The sequence below is a fragment of the Pseudomonas sp. PICF141 genome, assembly GCF_002286815.1.
Lineage (GTDB): Bacteria > Pseudomonadota > Gammaproteobacteria > Pseudomonadales > Pseudomonadaceae > Aquipseudomonas.
This window is the reverse complement of the sequence record NZ_MUNM01000025.1, coordinates 37,574-59,008: the sequence shown is the minus strand read 5'-3', so window position 1 is coordinate 59,008 and position 21,435 is coordinate 37,574. Positions and strand designations below refer to the sequence as shown.

The 21,435-nt window shown below is 58.3% G+C and carries 9 protein-coding genes; all 9 read right to left on the bottom strand.

Features of this window, described 5'->3' with window-relative positions; genetic code table 11:
- Window positions 1–4,035, bottom strand: coding sequence for a DISARM system helicase DrmA (gene drmA / locus BZL43_RS04465; RefSeq protein WP_095631194.1), 4,035 nt, complete (start codon window positions 4,033–4,035; stop codon window positions 1–3).
- Window positions 4,036–4,173: 138 nt separating this feature from the next.
- Window positions 4,174–5,169, bottom strand: coding sequence for an O-methyltransferase (locus BZL43_RS04460; protein WP_095631193.1), 996 nt, complete (start codon window positions 5,167–5,169; stop codon window positions 4,174–4,176).
- 3 nt (window positions 5,170–5,172) lie between these two features.
- Complete coding sequence (locus BZL43_RS04455; RefSeq protein ID WP_095631192.1) at window positions 5,173–6,588, bottom strand: ATP-binding protein; 1,416 nt, start codon at window positions 6,586–6,588, stop codon at window positions 5,173–5,175.
- A gap of 75 nt (window positions 6,589–6,663) precedes the next feature.
- Window positions 6,664–11,007, bottom strand: a complete 4,344-nt coding sequence (locus tag BZL43_RS04450) for an Eco57I restriction-modification methylase domain-containing protein (protein WP_095631191.1) — start codon at window positions 11,005–11,007, stop codon at window positions 6,664–6,666.
- Window positions 11,004–14,129, bottom strand: coding sequence for a DISARM system SNF2-like helicase DrmD (drmD, locus tag BZL43_RS04445; protein WP_095631190.1), 3,126 nt, complete (start codon window positions 14,127–14,129; stop codon window positions 11,004–11,006). The genes BZL43_RS04450 and drmD (BZL43_RS04445) overlap by 4 nt, the downstream gene beginning before the upstream one ends.
- Window positions 14,130–14,522: 393 nt before the next feature.
- Window positions 14,523–15,785, bottom strand: coding sequence for a hypothetical protein (locus BZL43_RS04440; protein ID WP_095631189.1), 1,263 nt, complete (start codon window positions 15,783–15,785; stop codon window positions 14,523–14,525).
- Between the two features lie 479 nt (window positions 15,786–16,264).
- The gene (drmD, locus tag BZL43_RS04435) at window positions 16,265–19,396 is read right to left on the bottom strand and encodes a DISARM system SNF2-like helicase DrmD (RefSeq protein ID WP_095631188.1); all 3,132 of its coding nucleotides are present in this window, start codon (window positions 19,394–19,396) and stop codon (window positions 16,265–16,267) included.
- 750 nt (window positions 19,397–20,146) lie between these two features.
- On the bottom strand, window positions 20,147–20,806 hold the full coding sequence (locus BZL43_RS04430; protein WP_095631187.1) for an inovirus Gp2 family protein: 660 nt from the start codon (window positions 20,804–20,806) through the stop codon (window positions 20,147–20,149).
- A 355-nt stretch (window positions 20,807–21,161) separates the two neighbouring features.
- Window positions 21,162–21,368 carry an AlpA family transcriptional regulator gene (locus tag BZL43_RS04425; protein WP_095631186.1) on the bottom strand — a complete coding sequence of 69 codons (207 nt, stop codon included), beginning with the start codon at window positions 21,366–21,368 and terminating at the stop codon, window positions 21,162–21,164.
- Between the last annotated feature and the right edge of the window lie 67 nt (window positions 21,369–21,435).

The window sequence follows — 21,435 nt, the reverse complement described above, 5'->3', positions numbered from 1 at the left end:
TCATTCGTCCTTATCGGCCGCCGCAGGGCGAGGCCTCCATTGAATATCGTCTTTGATCTTCGCCGAGTTCATGACCAATCGAACCCCAGGCTCAACCTCACGCATCGACATTGGTACCGTCCAGTTATCCCAAGTCTGCGCCCCTGGCGCTTTGATCAAGGCAACAGTTCTGTCCTTGTCTGGCCCCCGCTTCTCATATGCCAGAATGCGGTTCCCCTGCATTACCTCATTCACCCACTGATCCGCACGCTGCTTGAGCATGTCGCCCGCGAGCTTCTTCGCAGGAGCTTCCGCAATGTTGTCGGCGCGCGTTTCGAGCACCTTCATGGCATCCAGTATTTCCGCCTGATTCGGCTGTTTAAGGCTCTGCGCCCCCTCGTTCGGCGCGAAATCATCGCTCTTGGCACGAATCAGCGACAGCATCGCCCCGGTCAGACCACGATCCATCGCGCGCGGCGAGAACGGTGTGACTGACTGCGCCTCGACGTGCTTGTAGAAAGTCGCGTGGTAATGCTCGAAGGTCTCGTAATGAGATAGATCGCGTGGGCGAGCCCATGTCAGGACGGTACAGACCAGCCCAGGAAATTGACGCCCTACACGGCTGGTCGCCTGGATGTATTCCGCTGTCCCTTTCGGCTGACCATTGACAGCCATGATGCCCAGCCGGTTGACGTCGACACCGACCGACAGCATGTTGGTCGCCAACACGATGTCGATGGCACGCGCATCGCCCTCCTCCCACTTGGTCACGTACCTACCTTTCTCGGGATCCCATTCGGACTTGAACATCACTTCGAGCTGATCGAGATACTTGGGGATGTCCTGGTTCGAAACACGAGAAGTCAGTTCGCGGATATTCATGACGCTGCGCTGAGCCAGACCAGGCCGTTGCACCATGCTCATTTGCACACGGTACGCACGAGTCTGCACGTCGTCCTCGGCCAGACGCTTCATGCCACCCAGCTCTCGCAACGAGTTGAAGTAGCCCACCATGGTCATGTAAGGGTCGGCGGCTTTGCCGAATCGATCGAACAGCGCTTGAGCCGCGGTCAGCGCTGCCGTGTAGACACGGATCAACATCGCCGGCCGTGAGCTGCCCGGAGAGCAGATACCCAGATAACGCCGCCCTGGTTTCTGCCCGATGGGCCGCTGCACCGAGAAGAAGTTGTCCTCGACGTCCAAGCCATGGGGCGGGAACACCGAGACCTGGCGCATGAATACGTTGTTGACCTGCTGCTGCGCCTTGCGCACGGTAGCGGTAGAGGCGATCACCTTCGGCCGGATCGCCTCACCATCCAACTGCCACGTGCACAGCTCATCGACCGTACTCTCGTAGAGACCCACCATGGTTCCCAAGGGACCGCTGATCAGGTGGAACTCGTCCTGGATGATCAGATCCGGAGGCCGCACCGGAGAGATAGTCTTGACCGTCGCAACCGCCCTACCCGCGACAGCCCTGTGACCGGTATTGCAATCCGAGCCAGGCCAGAGCAATCCATGCCGGGAACACTCCTTCGATACCCGACCGAACAGGTTCCTTATCGAACCACGCCACGCCATCATGGCGAACTTGTCCACCGTGGCGATCATCATCGATGGTGGGCGGTGATACATTTCCTCATCCACGACCATCACCGGCAAACCAGGGTGTGCCTGCTTGCTCGAACGGCCGCGAGAGAAGTCGCAAGCGCTGAGCTTGTCACCACAGTAGATCGTCGTACGCCCAGCTATCTTGTCGACCTCAATGTCTCTGCGCGGATCTATCTCGGTTCCGCACCAAGGGCAGCCTGTCAGCTGTGCCGGCGAAGCCATTCCGGTAGGGTTTCTTCCCGGGGTACGAATGACCTCAATGAACTTGTGGCTATCCGCCGTAGTACCTGGCGTCACCTTGTTACCGACCCAAAGGCCGATGGTGAATGCGCTCTCGCCAAGGGACTTGTCGCCCGTGGCCAGAGCTTCCCGACGAATATGCTCCATCGCGCAGATCAACGCGGTAGCTCGCTGGAACTGCTGCAAAGTCAGCAAACGCAGGGTGTAACGCATGATCACTGCCAGCCCGCGAGACGAATCGTAGCCCCCCAAGTTTCCTTGTAGGCGGCGAATCGCCATGGTGAATGCAGCCACGCCCAGGTAGGCCTCGGTCTTGCCACCGCCCGTTGGGAACCAGAGCAGATCCGCATGGGCCTGCAGAGGCTGAGTGCGATCTGTATGCTTCGGATCGGTCAGCCCAGGAACGGACAGCAGCAAGAATGCCAACTGAAAAGGACGCCAGGAGCGGTTCTTCGGTACATCGAACTCCGCCAGCTCGACAGCACGCCCGCGACGACGCTGCAAAGCGCACGCGCTATGCACCCGCTGGATCGCCATCGCTCGGTTAGCGAAACGGAAGGCCGCCAGGGCCTTGTCATCCGTCGCCAGCAGCCCCACGCCCTCGCGCAGACGAATAAGGATCGACTCACAGCGGCTCAGCGCCTCATCGGCCTGCTGCGCATAGCCGGCCACATCGCTCTCGATGCGTGCGCGCTGATCTTCGATCCATGTTGCATAGTCCTCGGTCAGTATCCCGAGTGCAGCGACGAGTTGGCCCCTCTCCAGTTCTGCCAGTCGCTTCATATCCAGCTGACCTTCGTCGACCAATCTGCGCATCGCTGGCCGATCCTGCGGATCCAAGCCCGGCGTTTCGGTGACCGGCACTTCGTAGTGCGGCATCACCGCCGTGCGCAGCTCTACCGCCTTGGCCACATCCTGGCCAACTACCGCATGCACTGCGACGCCATGGCCCACGGCGAACTCGACCCGATCGCGATAGATCATCTCCAGCGCCAAGCGTTCGCGTAAATCGTCATCATCCGCAGCGCCAGCATCCGCCTCCAAAGCAGGACGGCGACGGAATATATCTTTCACCGAACTTTCGTCATTGGCCCGCACGAGGATTTCCGGCTGGAACACCCAGGCGGTATCACGATTTTCATCGGGTTCCGTTTGGCCGTTCACCAGAAATAGCGTCACCAATCGCTCACCCTTCTCGTTCGGTGAACGCACCGTCCCCTGGATGAGCACTTCTGGGCAGGTCGAATCTGGGATGACCGGAGAAATCACTCCATCCTTCAGCGCCAGCTGAAAAGCTCCGCCAGAAGGCTTGCGCCGCCAGACTTTGGCCTTGAGAACTTGATCAGTGGTCTTGATCACTCGGCCCTCGGCGTCACGTACCGCCTTCTTGACCACCTTGGCATGTGCGGGGTCATCGGAGTCGAAGCGCTCATAGCGCCCCCAACTCACCACCACCTCGAGACTTTCCGCATCTCCATCGACGCAAAAAGTGAAGCCCATACTCGACGGCGCGAGAGATTGGTTCGAGGCCGTATCCACTTCCTCTTCGGCTTCGGAATCCCCACCACCAGTTTTCTGAGGAGAGTCGACTTTGTTCGACTGGGCCTTCGGCTCCAGATCCGCAGGCTCGTCCTCCTCATTCTTTTCCGGGGGAGCCACATCCTCACCGCGTTCGGTGTTTTCCATCGGCGCAAGCTTGCCGACGAGGTAACGATCGCGGACGCTCATATCGACGATGAGCTCTTCCGGTCCACCGGCCGGCCCCAAAAGATCGTCCATGATGGCGTACTGCAGCAGCTCGCGAACGTAAGCCTCATTCTCGATCAGTGGAATGTCGGCGAGAGTGACGCCAAGCGCACGCGGAATCGCCTCCGCGAACTCGGCCCAAGAAGTACGCACGATGCTGCCAGCGTTCGGCGGCAGCAAGTCGGTGCGACCGATCCCCACTGCAGGTTCGATCGCTTTGGTCTTGTCGAAGTAGAACGAGGTACCTTTCGCATCGACGCGGATACGCAATACACGTCCGATACGCACGATTCCACCGTTCGAGTTAAGCACTAGTACCCAGGCGCCCTCGTGCACGGCGGGGTGCAGCCCCTTCAGCCGGACTCCTTTGTCGGCTAAACGAGCGTCATGCTCAGAGTCTCGATCGACGACGATCCAAGCCTCTGGGGTACTGTTCTGCTGTCGCTCTTCTATGCTCATTCTTCAAATCCCATTCACGATATCTTCCAGCTTATCGAGCGCCCCAGTTGTCTCGACGTATGCCGAGTAAGCCACCTGAGCCCAGAGCATCAGCCGATTACGTGCTTGACGCGACCAGCCTTCATATTCACAGCAGCCCTATAGCTCGACCCGCGAGAAATGCGGATAAATTCTGTAGAACTTTCTGAAAACACCGAAAGGATCCTCCCCCATATCAGAGCGCGGCAGGTCAAACCCCATTATCTTCTGTGGTTCCTTCACTGACTCCATCGTCAAACGCTCAAGCGTCGAGATAGCGGGTAAATCCAGCCGGTGCGGGACATCGGTCGTGGAGTAAAAACCCCAGTTCTTGATCAGCTCTTTGGTTGTCTCGTCATCACTCTGGCAAACGACGAGTGAAGCCGTAACCATCGGTTGACCGTCGGCGTAGTGAGTAGCCAATGCCCAGACGACCTGTCGGTCCTTGAAGCTAAGAGCCTCTCTATCGACCGCCAGTTTGAGTACACGAAGCAGGCTCGGACCATAGCTTTTGAAATTCATACCGTCAGCGCTCAGCCCACTAGGAAAGAGCCCACCCAGACGCGACTTGAAGCGCGCGAGCCGCCACTCCTGGATCGTTGGCTTCTGTGCCCGATCCCCCGAAACCTCACCATCGGCCTCGACGGACAGTTCCTTGGGATCTGGCCTGCCCAACGACGCCGGATTGGCGTTGAGGGTAACGCGGAGAATGCTCCCGCTCGGCACAGTTCCGATTGTTCGCGCAAAACGCTCTATCTGCGAGGTGATGCCACTAGGCTCCGTGTAATCGAACCAGATGATGGCGGGCGAGTCGAAATCAGTCTCGTCAAGATAGTCTTCAAGGCTGCTATGAATGCACTCGATTGAAGCTATCGGACGGTTGAAAAGCTGGCGCTTATGAACCTCCTCTTCGGTCTCGATGCAGGTCATTCTTTCGATGCCCAATCGTGCGTGGACCAGCCGAAAGTCTTCAAGGAATGGACCACCCAAGCCAACATAGTGATACTTTTCAAGTCCGAGTTTTGGAGCAAGCCGCATCAGCAGCGACAGGAAAAGCTCACGATCCACAGCCTTGTTGGGCCGCAACTTATAAGGAAGCGAAGAACCGGCACTCATAACTCAGTCCCCCTGCTTCCTGGCCTTCACGAGCAGCATCTCGAAGCAAGCTTCTCCAACGATGCCAGGCTTTTCATCTTGGTCATCGAACAGCATCTTCGAGACAAGACGTACCTCCTCAATAGGACGCGAGAACACTATCTTTCGGGAAGAAGGCTTCTTCTCATCAGGCATTGGCAACACCTTCGCCTTTTGAGGGTTGAACTCGATAAAGCCGTTCGACTTTTTGGCGAGCTTGCGTGATGCAACAGCTTCTATGACCTTGCCAAGTGGCATCGGCCGAGCATCTACCCAGTAGCGAGATTGGTCGGCGCGTGGGTGGTTCTTCCACTGGTTGGTGTAGGAAATCCATATCCGCATCCCCTCCTTCATCTTGACGAGGGACTCCAACCAAACGTTCGATGATGTATCTAGGGCACGTTTCGTCGTGGTGACCGGAAGCCTATCAGCGCGATGCGACCTGAACTCGATGATACCTGTGATTATGGAGAACTGCGGGTGGTAAAGCGGAATACCGTCTCCCCATCCCGTCAAACGGTTCTTGTCGCCCACGATGACAGCGCGGTCGTTGCAAAGCACCGTCCAACCAGAGGTCGAAGATGAGCGATCCCCTTCAAAGCCAGCGTCATCCTCGTCGTCATCGCCAAGCCCCTTGGAAGTGTTCAATCCAACAGTGATGGAAACGAGCACGTCATCAATCGTCTTCTGGAAAACATACGGAGCGGGACGGTCCTCATCCTCCGAAACGAGCACCTCGACCCGTACAGGCAAAACAGGCTCACCGTTGAGCTCCACTCTGAGTCCCCACTGGAGGAACATCGTGAAGTGCTCGGCGATCGCGGTACGCACCTCGTTCTCGAAAGCCGCGTTGCCAAAGTGTCTTGCGACGCCCTCATGCAGCTCGTGAACCAGGATGGTAGTACCCGGCTCGTCGAGATTTTCGTTCGCCTCGCTTGGCTCATTGATCGGAAGGGGATCCCAGTTCTTCGCATCGAGCCATTCCGAGGTGATCGGCACCTCGAACGTATCCTCGCCGTGCCGCGTCCGCACCAGCGCGTTACGCCCCATCTTGAAGATGGCGCGCTTCATGCCTACCCCGTACATCCCGATAGTTTCAGCGTCCGAATCACGGTCGTCGTCAGGCTCGCGGCCCATCTTGAACGCATAGTTCTTGGCGACATCACGAGGGATTCCGCCGCAATTGTCGACAATGGAGAAATGATCTCCGGCGATCTCGATTTTCACGAAATGCTTGGCATAGTCGACCTGGGCGCCGTGAACAAGCCGCAATGCACCATCCAAACAGTTGTCGAGCAAATCGAGGATGGCGTCGGCAAGACTAATGTCGCGCGTCAGCATCGACACGAAGAACTGTTTGGTTGGGCTCGCCTGTGCGCGATCTTCGCTAGGTTTGGTCATATACAAGTCCTTTCTGTTCGGCTTTTCTTCACTGATACGGCAAAGTTCTTATTCTCGGTACGAGAGGGATTCTACTCATAGCCTCCCCTCTCTCCTGACTCGGTAACGAGCACCGCGCCTTTCACCTTGGCGCTCGACCTTATTGCCCGCAATCAAGTCGGTGATAGCGAAATTCCATTGCCCATCCGAAATACCTGTTGCTGCGAGGATATCGGACTTGGCGTGCCAGCCTTGGTTGGTTCGAAGAAATCCGAAAATTTCCGCTGCCGAGGCTGCGAAATTCTTAGAGGGTGTTATCACAGCATCGAAGTCGAGCCCTGCTTGGATTGGAGTGGCGCTAGTAGATCGACTAGCACGCGGAGCGCGGGTTGAAGCTCGCCTCGCATTGACGCTATGCAGTCCTTGGACAACTTCTTCTTCGTAACGCTGACGGTTCAATTCGGCAAATCGGCGCAGCACCTCGGCACGAGCGCCGTCGGAGATGGTAAACCGCACGCGGTCATTCTCCGCGAGGTTCGGCTGCTCGTGGTAGCCGTGCCCGAGGTCGATGTCCTCCCACCTGTAGGCACGCATGACTGCCGCATCAATCTCGCGGTGCAGCTCACGCAGACGTTCAATGGGCTGGTCGGCGTCGCCCGCGTTGTGGAAGCGGTTATAGAGCTTCGTGAGGCCGATCGGGTTGGCCGGATCAATCATCACCTCGTGGCGCGCTTGCAGGTACTCGCGACCGAGTTTGTCAAAGCGCGTGATCTCGGCGGGTTCCAAGAAGGGAAAGGTCTCGACGGCGTCGGAAGGCGAGAAGTTCAGATCAAGCTTCATCCGCGATGAGTGCTTCCACACCCATGCGTCGACCGGAGACGAGTTGAAAAGCGCCGCGTAGGCGTAGATCTCGTCCACTGCAAATACGACGCACTTCTCATGAAAGATGGCCTTGTTCTCGACGACGGACGGGTTGAAGTACTTTCCGACGCGCCCGGCGACGAGCACGCGTTTAGGGGGCGGAGCGTCTGTGCGCCAGTCATCGGGGTGCTGCTCGAAATGACGCCCGAGTCCGATCGCATGGTAGAGGGCAGGTGTCTTCTCACCGAACTGCCACCATCTCTCCCGTCGTTCGCGGCGGCTGTTATTGGCCCGCTCCGGTTTGACCTGTTCCTCGATGCGCTGCCACGGGAGCATGTAGTCGCGAGCGCGTTCCGCAGGCCAATCCCAAAAATTGATTACCCATCGAGTTGGGCGTTGTTCCGGAACGGACTTCAGATCATCACCATCCAAGTACGGAAAAACAACGTCGGCGTTTCTGGAGTCGTCGTTGAGCAGGCGTGCGGCCTCGTCAGGCGTGAGGACAAAGCCCATCCCAAGAACAACCGAACCCTGGAAGCAGCGAATCGCATTCACTTTTAGCCTCTTGGGACTCAATTCCTCACGATCCGAGAGGTACGCGGAGATCACGCAGACGGGGCGTCCGTGGATCGAGTGCTCGCCGTCCCAGCCCCCCTTTCGCACATGCACGCGACTAGTGACGACGTTCGCCTTTCCGGGCCAGGGTTCGTTCGGGTAGGCCGCATGGATGACGGCACCCGCGCCGACCATGGCCTCCAACCCGACCTGTCGCGTGTCACCTTCCGCGATGGTGTTGACCGCGAGCAGCCCGAAGCCCCCACCTTCGCGCAGGAGGCTCCAAACCCGCAAAAAGAAATAGGCGACCAGATCAGCAGAACCGCGACGCCCCTCGGCAATGTGCGCGACTAGCCAATCGCGAAAGGCAGTGCCCGCGACGCCGGTGATGCGCTGGCCGCCCAGAAAAGGGGGATTTCCGATGATGCCGTCGAAGCCACCGCGCTCGCGCGCGAACACCTCTGGGAACTCCAACGGCCAATTGAAAGGCCGGCGCGCTGGCTTGTCAGCAGGCAGGTCGGTTGAGAGTGCAGCAATCGATCGCTGACGCATCGACGTGAGCACGGCACGATCGCCCTCGATAGCCTGTCCAGCTTGGATTGTCAGCGACGCCTGAATGTTCGACAGCCCCATGCCATTGCCGACCGATGCGAACACTTCCCCGATGAACGCATCGGCGATGCATTCCGGAACTTCGAGCCTGCGGCGTGCGTCGGCATCCAAATGCACCATCGCCTCTACATCGCGAATGTCGCGGATGGGCATCTCGCGCAGACGCATGCGCAGTTCGATGGCCTCGCGCACGGCCTGCTCAATGTTCTGGCCGAACAGGCGTAGTTGCTTCTGGCCGGTAGGATTTATCGAAAGCTGAGTCAATTGATCCAGCCGATGGATACCGAGAAGGCTGTCGCCACAGCGCAGATTGTGGTCGAGGAAACCAAAGGGGCGCCCCTTGGCCAGCGTCACCAGCCAGATGGAGAGCTTGGCGAGCTCGACCGCTAATGGATTAAGGTCCACACCGTAAAGGCAGCGTTCAGCAATGAGGCGGCGGGCAATGGTGGTGCGCGACTCGCTGTCGCGAGGCAGCAGCTCCTTGGTGTCCGGCTCCTCCAGGACTTCTCCATCCACGCTCACTGTCTTTCCGACATCTTCAGCCTGTGACCAAGCCTCAACCAGACGATCGGCCAACCAGCGGCAAACCTGCACCAGAAAGGCCCCCGACCCCATGGCCGGGTCGCAGATTTTCAGATCCAGCAGCTCGGCGGATGACTTGAGCACCCACTGCTCATGTGGAGTTCCCTCTGCCGGCCCCATATAGGCGATCGGCGTCAGCGTCTCGGTGACGATGGCCTCGGTGAGCGACTTCGGGGTGTAGTGAGTGCCAGTCTCACGCCGATCGGTGCCGGTGGTAACGATGAAGGCTCCCTCAGGGTAAATCAGCGGGTAGCCCCAAGGATCGGTGCGCAGCAGATTGAGGAACGGCAAAGCACGATCACGCAGCTCTTCATCTCCAGCACAAGCTGTGAGCAGGCGGTTGGCCAGGGCGGCATCGACCGAGCGTTCGATATCTTTGCGGATTGGTCCTGCGCCACGCTTGATGGCATCGGCACCGGAAAGCTCATTAACCAAAGCATCGTCACCCCGACGGTGTAAAACTTCGAGCTTCTCCAGAGCGTAAAGGGTCTTCGCCCCCTTGCCACCGGTCAGCTCCACTGTCACCCATTCGGTTCGAGCGACAGTTCTCTCCAGCAAGCCTTCGTAGACGTAACCGATCTGCTCTACATCTAGCGCACGGTAGGAGAGCGTACGCCCCTCGTACTGCTGGATGGCCTCCAGCAGGAGCAACACAGTGCGGTTATCGATCGGTAGCGGGCGGGCGGGATCGACCCTCCAGTCGGAGCCCTTGGCGCGACCTTCGAGGAAAGGAAAACGATCGGGGTCGAATAGCGAACCACCCAGCGCCGGAAGGCGCAGCGTTTCATGCTCAATGCCGCCGTATACCGCGCGAAAGGTAGCCAGCAACCGGGACCATGCATCGTTGCGCCGCTCCAACACCTCCTCGGTTTCCTGGCGCAGCTGCATACGCAGAGTGGAAATGGCGTAGTTGCTCTCGTACGCCTCTTCCCCCATCAGCAAGAGTCCACGCTCCTCAGCTGACAATAGGAACACCAGACGCATCATGATGGTCAGGCCCGCTTCGTAGAGCTCGGTCGGTTCGACACCTTGCAGCAGCGTCCGCGAGCGCTCGCGGTCTTCCTTGTCCAGCGCCTGGATCAGGACCTCGACCGCACGGCGAACTTGCTCACCCAAGGCATCGGTAACTTCTTCTTGGTGCTGGAGAGACTCGTCCAGCATCAAGGGTAGGGTCTCATCATCAGGTCCGAAGAAGCGTCTGATACCCAGCAAGGTGAGGAAGGCTTGCAGCGTCAGCCGCTCCTGCCCCCAGAGGCGTGCATACCAACTGGCGAAGGTCGATACCGCTCCAACAGGAGCATCGACCAGCATCCAGCGCTCGCCATCAGTGACTAGGCCGAGGCGGCAGCCGCTGGCCCGGCAGAGCCGCTCCATGCGCTCGGCTGGGTTGGCGATCCATCCATCGATTTTCAGGGCAGCTTGGAGCTCCGTACCAGCTGGATAGATTTGGACAAGCAGCTGGCTTTTACCGCCCGAAACCAGCGCATAGTCAGGCGCCAAGGTGACGCCATGCTCAGGTAGAGCGACGCGTAGTTCCGCAGGGATGCGCTCTCCACGCAGGAGAAGCTCACCGCTATCGGACTCGTCGTACTCAAGGCCACGGGCGAGCACTTCGTGAATCCAGGCTCGGTGCAGTTCGGCGAACCGGGGATCGCCGTTGTCACGAGCCTCGCACCACTCGTCATAGGCCTGGCGCAAATATTGTCGAATTCGCGGCTCGACTGCCGGCAGACCGGTGGAGAAGACGCGCTTCAGTACGGGCGTGGCGAGAAAAGGACCGGAGACCTCGATCAGCGACAACCATTCATCGTGGATATCGAGGGGTTTCATGGGCGGCCTCCCAGGGCTGATGATGCGGGTACGATGAAAATGACGGCTACCGGGAAGGTGCGATCCTGTGGTTCTGCGTAACGTGTTTCGATGGCGTTGGTTTCCTGCTCCCGCTCGGCTGGAATGCGCGCAAGACGTGCCTGCAATGCCGAGTTGTCACGGCGGACTTGGGTGCGCTCATCTTCACTGAACAAGGAAAACTGCTCAGGCAGCTCGTCCTTGCCCAGCTCTTTGCGAATGGCGCTATCCAATTCGTCGAGCACAGCAAGAATGTCTTCCGTTTCTTTCTTCTTGCGGGTCTCCAAGGTGTTGCTCAAAAACTCGAGGCGGTTACGCGATCGTGTCGTGAGTGTTTGCTGGATGGCCTCTACGGCAGCGGCGAAGCGATAGCGCAGTTTGTCGAACGCTGAGGCGTCAAGCAGACACGGCTCCGCTTCGTCCAGCCAGGATTGCACCCGAGTGACGCCATCCTCGCGTTTGAAGCCTTGTTCGCGCAGATAGCCGCCAGATACAGTCAGCTCTTCATGCAGGCGATGATGGTTACCTCCAGTGATCACCAAGCGTGACACGACCACGACAGCCGGGGCCTCGAGACGATCGTCAGGCAGCACTCGCACCGTCACACGGTGCAACCGCTTGTTGTCCTCCTGAGCCCAGACCTCGGCGCGCAGCAAACGCAAGCACATCTGTACCAAGCGATGATTGAGATGAATGAGCACTAGGTCATCTCGTCCCTTGGCGACTTCATGGTCGAAGGTCACCGGGCGAGTCTTACCGGTGAAGGGATGTTCTAGCCCTTCGCGGCAACGTTCCCAAGCTCCGCCCAAAGGTGGCAGTTCGAAGACTTTCCCCGGTGCGATACCTGCCATCGTCAATGGCTTGAGAGCCGGCTTCTCGGCCAGCGCCAGGCCGGTCTCGACTGCTTTCAGGATGTGCTCGGGAGAAAGATGAAAGTCCTCCCTCGTCTCGACCAGGCGCTCATGCAGCTTGGCCACCCGATTAGTAAGGTCTTTTTCGGTACGGACGAAGCGACGAGCCTGAGCGATCTTCGCGTCCGCCAGGCGGGTATCCAGATCGCGCAGAGATCCTTCGATAAGCCCGGACATCTGCGGTGCGATCACTGGGTTCACACTGCCCATGTCGGCGCGCATGGAGTCAAGCTTGCGCAGCGCACGGAGGATGTCTTCCTTGTGACCACCGACAGCCCCCTCGTCCTCGCGAGCATCGACCGGGTGCCAGATCAACACCTCTTTTTCGCGTTGACCGTGACGGTCGATACGACCATTACGTTGCTCCATGACGTTGGGGTTGTACGGGATTTCCAGGTGGATGAGGTAGTTGCAGTGATTCTGCAGGTCGATACCTTCGGAAGCAGCATCGGTGGCCAGCAGAATACGCACGGGGGAAATATCCGGAGCAGCCTGAAATGCCGCCTTCACTTGTTCTCGATCATCATGATCCATGCCGCCGTGCAGGATCATCAGGCGATCCCCACCCAAATCATGAGTCGCCAGAATCTGGTGCAACCAATCGAGCGTGGTGCGGTACTCGGTGAAGAGAATCACGCGCTTGCCGTTCCAAACTCCATCGGTCTTCAGATGCCGATCAATCCAGGCGAGCAGAGCTTTGGCCTTGGAATCGGTCTGATTCATCGCCTGCTGAGCCCAATGCCTGAGCTCGTCAAGCAGGATGCGCTCTTCTGCGTTCAAGGGGCGCGAGTGGCGCGTGGCTTCCTCTACGGCCTCTTGCTGCGCAACCTCGACATCGGCGTCGTTGGCGTAATCCTCTTCCGCACGCTGAATGGCCTTGAGCAAGATGCGCTCGGACAAGTCCGTCCGTGCCTTACCGTTTCCGCCGCTCTCCAAAGTCGCGACATGTTTTTCAAGGGTCGACGCGAAGGCAGCCGGCGATGAGAACAAGCGCTTGCGCAGCAGCTGATTGACGAAGGACGCCCCTGTCACGCCGCCCAATTCCTCATCCGCAGTTTCCCTGCAGGCACAGAACTCTTGCAGCTTGCGATGGATCTCTCTTTCTCTGTTGGTGTAGTTGACAGGCAATGCTTCCAGCTTGCGCTGGGCGTAGATCAGCTGCCCATCCTTGTCGGTAATTTCACTCTTGAGGCGGCGAATCATCACCTGGGACAGCTGTTTCTCTTCCGGCATGATGTTACGTGCGAAGCGCTGGTCATCGAGCAGTTCCAGCAACGAAGTGAAGGACTCGGTGTAGCCGTTGTGCGGCGTAGCGGTCAGGAACAGGTGGTGCTGAAAATGCGGGGCAATGGTGCGGATTAAACGGGTGCGCTGACTCTCGATGGCGTATTGCGCACTCGCTGCCGGCGCGACGTTGTGCGCCTCGTCGACGACCAGCATGTCGAACTTGCGTGGATAGCTGACATGTGCCGGCAGGATATCGCGGAAGGCACGCAGACCATCCCCAGCTTTGGCCCAATCCATTGACGTGATCAGGCGCGGGAACGAGGTCCATGGATTGGCATGAATTCCTCGTTCGCGTCGCATCTCCTTAATGTAAGTACTGTCGACGATGCGGAACTCTAAGCCGAACTTTTCCATCATCTCCACACGCCACTTCTCTTGCAGCGATGCGGGACAAACGATCAGCACAGTGCGGATACGATGGCGCAACAACATTTCCTGGATGACCAAACCTGCTTCGATCGTCTTGCCGAGACCTACGTCATCGGCAATCAGCAAGTTGACGCGAGCCATGTCGATCGCGCGCACCAGCGGGTCCAACTGGAAGTCCTGAAGGCTCACGCCGCTGCGAAACGGTGCTTGGAGAAAACCACGATCCGCGTTGGTAGCGGCTCCCCATCGCACGGCATCGAGAAAGGCTTCCAGGGTATTGGAGTCGTCCTGCCCGGTGATGGCGGGCAAACCAGCACGCTCGATAACATGCGCGCCCGGCTCAATTTCCCAGATCACCTGGAGCTCTTCGCCCAGAGCATCCTCATCGATGGAAGCCAGCATGACGGCATGCTGCTGCACGCTGCCCAACTTGGAAGCATCCACTTCAGCCACCACCCACTGCCGGCGCCTAACTTCAACGAGCTGGCCCGGTTCCGGGATATCACGGTAGCTGCTGTCTTCCGCCATTGCGGTCATTCTTAACTCCTTAGCACCGTAATCATCTAACTGATGGATACGGATGAGCAAAAGCCTATGCCCGGCGCGTTTTATGGGCGCAAAGCACTAATTCACTTGGGTACAAATGTGGAGTTCGAGGGCTGAAACGGCAGCGTTCGTGCTCGCAGATAACGCTGTAGATTGGCCAACCCTGGGGTACCACGGCCTGCCATGATGCGATGTCCGTCACCTTATCCACTGCCTGAACATGGGTAAAGCCATACTCAATGCTTTTTGCCAGCATGGTCAGTTTGCGGGCGCGCACTTGTCGGACATCGGCGTTTTGGCTACATCGCCGCGCCCTTTGCAGATCAGGCTGATGCGCATGCCCTGCTAGAGCTCGGCGATTCAAAAAGGCTTCACACCGATTCATCAGTCGTCATAGAGCTCCGTATGGTCGATACGCTCCGTCACAGACCGCATAATCGGCCCGATATCGCGATGTGGAACGACACGGGCGATGCTTTCCGCATCCTCCGTCAAACCGATCGCGACGCTGAGCCGGCCTCCGATTTCGATACCGAAGTGCGGGAACTTCGCGCCGAGTGGATCCAGTTCGATGAACCGGAAGCTGCTCGGTAAGTACATCCTTCGCTTCAGATTGAGCTCTCCGGTTTCGATTGCCCGGCGATAGAGTTCACAACTGGATCCGCCGCCGGTGACGAATATCGGCAGCCCTTCACTCCAAGCAGAGCTTCGCGGATCTCCCCGTGAGTTGGTACGGGTGCCATCGGTCACCCCGGCGATGCATCTCGCGACTCGATTCGCGAACTCCGAGTCGACAGTATCGACATCATCCCGACGCTTGTCGTGTCGTTTCGCGAAGCCATCGGCAGGCTCGACAGGCGCCGCATCGTCCCATGCAAAATCAAGGTCGAGCCTGGAATGACGGTTGTGGTACAGGTAGTGGGTTCCGAGTGGACGGACGGCGGAGAAGAAGATTGGAATTCGCGGCGAGGAGTCGAGATCATTTGGCAAAACGACGTTAAACGTCGCCACATCGAGAGTAGCCGCACCAATATCGATCAGCACGTGCAATCCTTCGCTCACCTGGGGCGAACCGAGGTAACCGGCGATCTGCGCCACGAACTCCGGCACGACGCCCGGCTCCGTCTCGAGGCCGACGTCCGCTTCGCCACTCCTCCACGCGGCAGTGATGTTAGACTCCTGAAGATGGCTTACTCCCGCCAGTTGCCAAGCAGTCCGAGCGATGCGCCGGAAAAGGTCCACGACCTCCGGTCGCTCGTGTGGCTCGGTGGGGCATCCGACGTTCAACTCCCAACGAAGCGAACGGGCCGCCAGTTTCCGCCCGACCTCGGGGTGCTGATAAAGAAACGCTCTGGCGTAGCGAATGACCAATGCGAGATAAGCCAGGGCGGACATCGGGCACTCATCGGAACCTGCCATCTCGATGAGCGGGAGTTTGAGGTTGCCCTGGATATCGGTCTCCGCGAGTCGCCGCCAGAAGTACTCACCATCCGGTGCACGGTGGACGAAGCCGGGTATCACATATCGCCCGGTTGTCGACTCGTCACCGGTGACCGCGGACCAGTCGACTGGGACCAGGTCGACGCCCGCCCGAATCGCTACTTTCGTGAAGGCGGTTCCGAAATCCACCCCGATTCTGACCACCATGGGCGCTGTTCTCCCACCTTGGTGCTCGGGATGCTGCAACGAGCTACTGGCGTCAGCCCAGCCGGGCATGGCCAAAGAGCGTCCCCCATCGATATGTGGCCGAAAGACTGGCGTCGGCGCCGTATGGTTCTGCGTGCTTGATCGCGCGTCATCTGATATCTGGGAATTACCCGGCAAATTCTTCGCTGCATCTTCCTTTTGGTTATTCGCACCGCCTCCTCCCTTGGACCACGAACCGGCGGGAGCGGAAGCTGTCCCTGCGGCAGTGGGCCGACTCGGCTTGCAGGAATCTCGATGCCCATGGGTAACCGATGATTTGGAGCCAGAAGGTAGAGTGTCGTCCCCGCTGTTGTCGGAGGCCTCTAACCAAGAAGTAGGGGGAATGAAGTCGACTATCGTCGGCTTTTCTTCCCGCGTCTCGTTCGAATGCTCCCCCTGCAACGTTCGTTTCACGTCCCGTAGCTGTTCCTTCCAACTCTTCATGGCCTTTCCCCCTCCCGCATTACGTCCACGAGTAAGACGCAGATCTCGCGCGTTTCCGCCGAAAAGGTCTGGCTCTTCCTGATCAGCGTTGCCCGGCGCGTCTCCATCCTCGCCAGGAAATCCTCCATTTTCTTGCGCTCCGCGTTCGCCAGACCTTTGCGTCGTTTGCCATCCGGACTGTTCCCATACAGCGAAGCGAATGTCTCGTGACCCGCGATGCGCTTCTCGAATCCGTCACGCTTCTTGCGGACGTGGTCCTCCAATAGCTGCGATAGCACGTCGGCACGATCACTGTTTTCGCGCCGCTTCTCGCCATTGAGTGCCCTGTAGCGATCTCTGAGAATTTCCTCGCATCGCTCTACGGCGGCCACACCGGACTCCGAAGAGACATCAAGCGCAACCGTCGGCCAGTCGACGCCCGATTTCCTGACCGTATCGAGTAGAGCTTCCGCTACACGAACATCCAAGGGGGTGTCCCGATCTAGCGGTATGGCGGCGACGAGGAGATGTTCTTCCTCCTTCACGCCCGAAAAACTTGCAAATCGGGTCATCACGGCGTAGCGGCCCGCCGTGAGGCAATTGGCGGTGACTCTGGACGCATAGAGCGGAAAGCGAGCCTCGCAGTTTTCGGCCTTGTGTGACAGGAAACGGACGATCGGATGGAAGCGATGGACGATCTCTTCACCGGGTTTCGGCTTCTCGGTGATTCTGTCGGTAAAGCGGCAACGCCTTGTCTGCCCCGAGCCCAGTCCGGTCTTTCCGACCAGATTCTCCTTTCTGACGAACTCATCCAACTCCGCCGCCAAACTCGGGCTCAGACCTATGTCAAAGGTGTCTGGCTCGCCACGTGCAGCAACGACCCGGCAGCCAGGAACAGTCCTGAGGTAACCGTCCACGTATCGAATCAAGTCGTGCCGGGTGACTGTTTTTCCCTCACCACGCGCCGCCTCAATCTGTGCCAGCAACTGCTGGCCGTGGGCGACCAGTTGGATCGCCTCACGCTCCAGCTCCTCTTGTTTGCGTTTGGAGTTCTCAATCGCGAGTGCCACTTCCTCAATCAGGCGCGTTTCTTCATCGGCCGTCAGGTGCTTGGACAGCAGAACATCCTCGAGACGTCGGACCTTGCCAAGGATCTCTTCCGTTTCACCTAGCGCGCTCTCAAAGACCCCGATTCGTTTGGCCAAACGGGTGAGGATCAGGGCGTCGATGGTCTCCTTGTGTACGAAGTTCCAGACCAGGATACGGTTCGACTGTTGCCCGATACGGTCGATACGGCCGATACGCTGCTCGATGCGCATCGGGTTCCACGGCAGGTCGTAGTTGACCACGAGCCTGCAGAACTGCAGATCGACACCCTCTGCCGCCACGTCGGTGCAGACGAGCACACGGCAGGTGCGATGTTCCCGGAACGCGTTGACCACGGCCTCCTTGTCGAACTCCTCTCCCCCCATCAGCAAACCTGCCTCGACGTTCTCGACGGAAAGTCGATTGACGAGATAGCGGGCCGTGCCCCGGAAGGTCGTGAACACAATCGCCTTGTCCTCACGATCCTCGGCCAGGAACCTTCTCAAAGCATCCTTCAACTCCGCGAATTTCGAATCCTGCCAAGTGAGTTCGCCCGCATCGAACTCGCGGAGTACTCGACCGGCCAGATACCGCTTGAGCCCCGACGACGCGTCCCGTACCCGGTCTTCGTCCTCGTCCGCCTCGTCCGACGCGACGGCCATTGCGTCCGCGTCCACCATATCCTCGCGCCAAGTGCGTAGCAGTGCGGCAGGGCTGGAGGCGACCATCCGCTGGGGCGTACTGAGGAGGAAACCGTGTTCGATGCCGTTTATCAGCGCGTATTCCCGCGTACCTTCCGTGATCGCCTGATAAAGCTCGGCTTCAATGGGCGACATCTCCGCCTCGAACACGGTGACGTCGCGCAAGACCCTCTTCATATCCACCTCACGCTTTCGCGTTCGGGTGACGATGTGTGCGATCAGGTTGAGCCTCTCAATCTTGGCCGCGAATTCGACACGTCTTTCGTTCGTCCATTCGTCGACCGCCTCGGCCTCTTCGATCAGGCGGTCGACGCGCTCGGATCTCTCGAAGTAACGCGACGACTTGATCTTGTGAATCGCCTCCACGATGTCCAGAGCGTCGCTCGATGGGTTGCGCACGATGTCGCTGGCCGCGATTACCGGCCTGTTGGCCGAGACGACGTTCCTGAAATCGTCCGGGAATTCGAAGTGGTCTGGGTCGAGTAAACGCAGCACGTTGAACAGGTCGTCCGAGCCGAGGTTGATCGGCGTCGCCGACAGCATCACCTGATGCGTGCTGACGTCGCGCAGCAGACTACCGGTTCGCCACGCACCTGTCCCTTCGTTGCGCATGTAGTGCGCCTCGTCGAAGGTCACCATATCAAGCAGGGGCTCCCGGTCGGCATGGCGATAGAGAAGATCGGCGAGCCTGGCCCGGACTGATCGCCGGGACGCGTCGCTCTCGGCGGGATCCCAACCTCCAGGAACACGGATGCCCTGGTAGCTAATGATCCATGCCCGTTCTCGGCGCTCGCTGGACTCGAGCTCCTGCAGGAGCTCGGCCGCGTCGACGACGCGCGCTTCGAGACCGAACCGCGACGACAGCTCAAGCCGCCACTTCTCCCTCAGCATCGCGGGACAAACCACGAGCAACCGGCGCATGTCGTAACGGGCACGAAACTCGGTCCAGATCAAGCCGGCTTCGATCGTCTTGCCAAGTCCCACCTCGTCAGCAATCAACAGGCCGTTTACCGGTGAATCCAGCAGGGTCAGCAGCGGCTTGTACTGGTGCGGATAGAAGTCAGTCTGGGTTAACCCCATGGCGTAGACGACGTTCGCCAGCCGTCCCGCGAGGTGGACATGCGTGAGCAGCCTTCGCAGGTCGTCCACTCGCCCGTAGCGCCCTTCCTGGATCAGCTCGTAGACGTCGTTGTCACCCGACTCAGCCGCGACGAGCTCCTCCTCATAATGCCAGTCCAGGCGGCCACTCCAGTTTACCCGGCACTGGGAGCCGGAGGCGCGCAACCGGGTCTGATCGGTGACCGTGCCGGTTTTCGCCGGGTCGTCTATATGGCGGACGAGTTGTCCTGGACTCCATGGCATATCAGGCTCCCGTCACTATTCGATGAACCGGTAACAGAACCTCATACAAACGTTCCTGTGCATATTCCGCATTTAGCAAGACCAACTCGAATGTTCCCTGCTCCCGGGTCAGAACGTGCATATATTCTCCTTACCTAAGCACCCTATTGCAGACACATCCAACTGTAGCAGCGATGTATCTCCTCGTAGCTGTCAGCACTACAAGCCTCAGAATGCCTGGGAGATCAGTACGAGAACTTGCTCCCATCTGGGATGCAATCACGGCCTACGCGACCGAGCCGCATAGAAACTGGCCCAGCCGCAGCAAGACACCTTTTGACCAGCAGGTTCGCGTGAGCCTTCGCAGGGGATTTTCAGCCCCGACGAGGCCAAGAGCGCCAACGGCATACTCTTTGAACTCCCCTCGCGTGATCATCCGCGTTGTACAAACTGGCCCGAAGCAGGAGTATCAGGAGGGCTTCAGCTACGCCAAAGCCCAAGTGTTACTCCTAGATCTTTGTTGACGAGATGAGTACGCGCCGGATCTGTTTGCATCCGAGCAGTCAGTGAAGTCCGAGCGGCTAGACGAGCGCAAAACGCAGTAGCAAAGCCAGGCGCTGGCGGCTGAACAATGAAGTACACCTGAAAGCGTGTTGCATGACGTGATGGCTGCTGCAAAGGCCTGTCGCCAACAGTAAACCTAACGCCAGTCGACTACAGCCGAACCCTATCATCATGGGTTCGGCTGTAGTCTGTTTGGGGTTTGTTTTTTCAGTTACGGCTACTGTCAAACACGTGATAGCCATTACCAAATGGCTTGGTTGCCGCTTTGCAGAGATAGCTTGCCCTCTCGAATAACGCCGCCTGCCCAACGGGGTCATTACGCTGTATGCGGTACGTAGCATTGTCAGGCACTTCGACCAGACCCTGCACTTCAGCCACCGACAACCTCAGCGCATTGGCCCAAGCCTCTTCCAGTCGGTGAAACATGTTGGAGTTTGCAGAGCCAAGCCTTCCGACTGTATAGAACGCATCCTGATTCAGCAGGATGAGCAAGTGGTAATGGTGCACTCGACTGCCCTGCCCCTGCTCTCTAGCCCATACGTAGCGTACTTCGCTGGTATGTGCATGCTTGTTCAGTTGGACTGCCATATTACGGTTACTCTCAATCTGGAATTTGAACGACTCCATGAAATCGCCAATCGCAGCATTCGAGTAGGCCTGTTCACTCAACTGAACGTGAGTAGGGAATCGTAGATCACACCGAAATGCGAATACTCGTGGGTACTGACCGAGAGCACGCTCCATAGTCAATTTCAGCTTTGCCAGATGTTCGTATATGAAAGGACCTTTGCTGACCATGACCGGGAGACCCTCAAAGGTCTCACCGCAATGAATGCTCAGGTTTCTGTTGGATGGATGACGCTGCATGGTTACTACTCCGCTGTTGATTTACATATCAACAACAAGCTGAGTATTTTCTTAACTTATGCACTTGGGTGCACCATCGTTCCCTGGCCTAGGAGTTGGTACCCCTAGGCCTGACTATTCAGTAGCTGTGTTATCCAATGTTTGGCCGCCCTCCATTTGATAGATAATGCTTATCTAAAACATAATACCCACACAGAAAGGCTATTGAGCTGCCCAGCAACGCCAGACGCGGGCTAGAGCGTGCTTGCGTGATCAAACCCGCACCGGAAAAGAAATATGGCGAATGCAGGTTTCCCAGCTACCTTGCTTGGCATCTAACTAAGTAGACGGGCACCCGGTACGGCTCCTCAAAAGCTCATTCACTCAGCTGAATACCTCCCAGCAAATCTCGCTCCTCAACCTTACTGACGATCCAGCCAAGCACCTCGCTTTCCAGCCAACCTACACATCTGTCCCCCAGCGACACTGGCTTAGGAAATGTGCCTTCGGCAATGTACTTGTACACAGTGGACCGACCCAGGCCCGTCATTTTCATGACCTCTTTCAGGCGAATTATCCTCATGAACTGGCTCCTCGCATTTGTTCAGAGGATCAGCGAGCTGAGTATTTTTTCACCTGGAGTCCGGTCT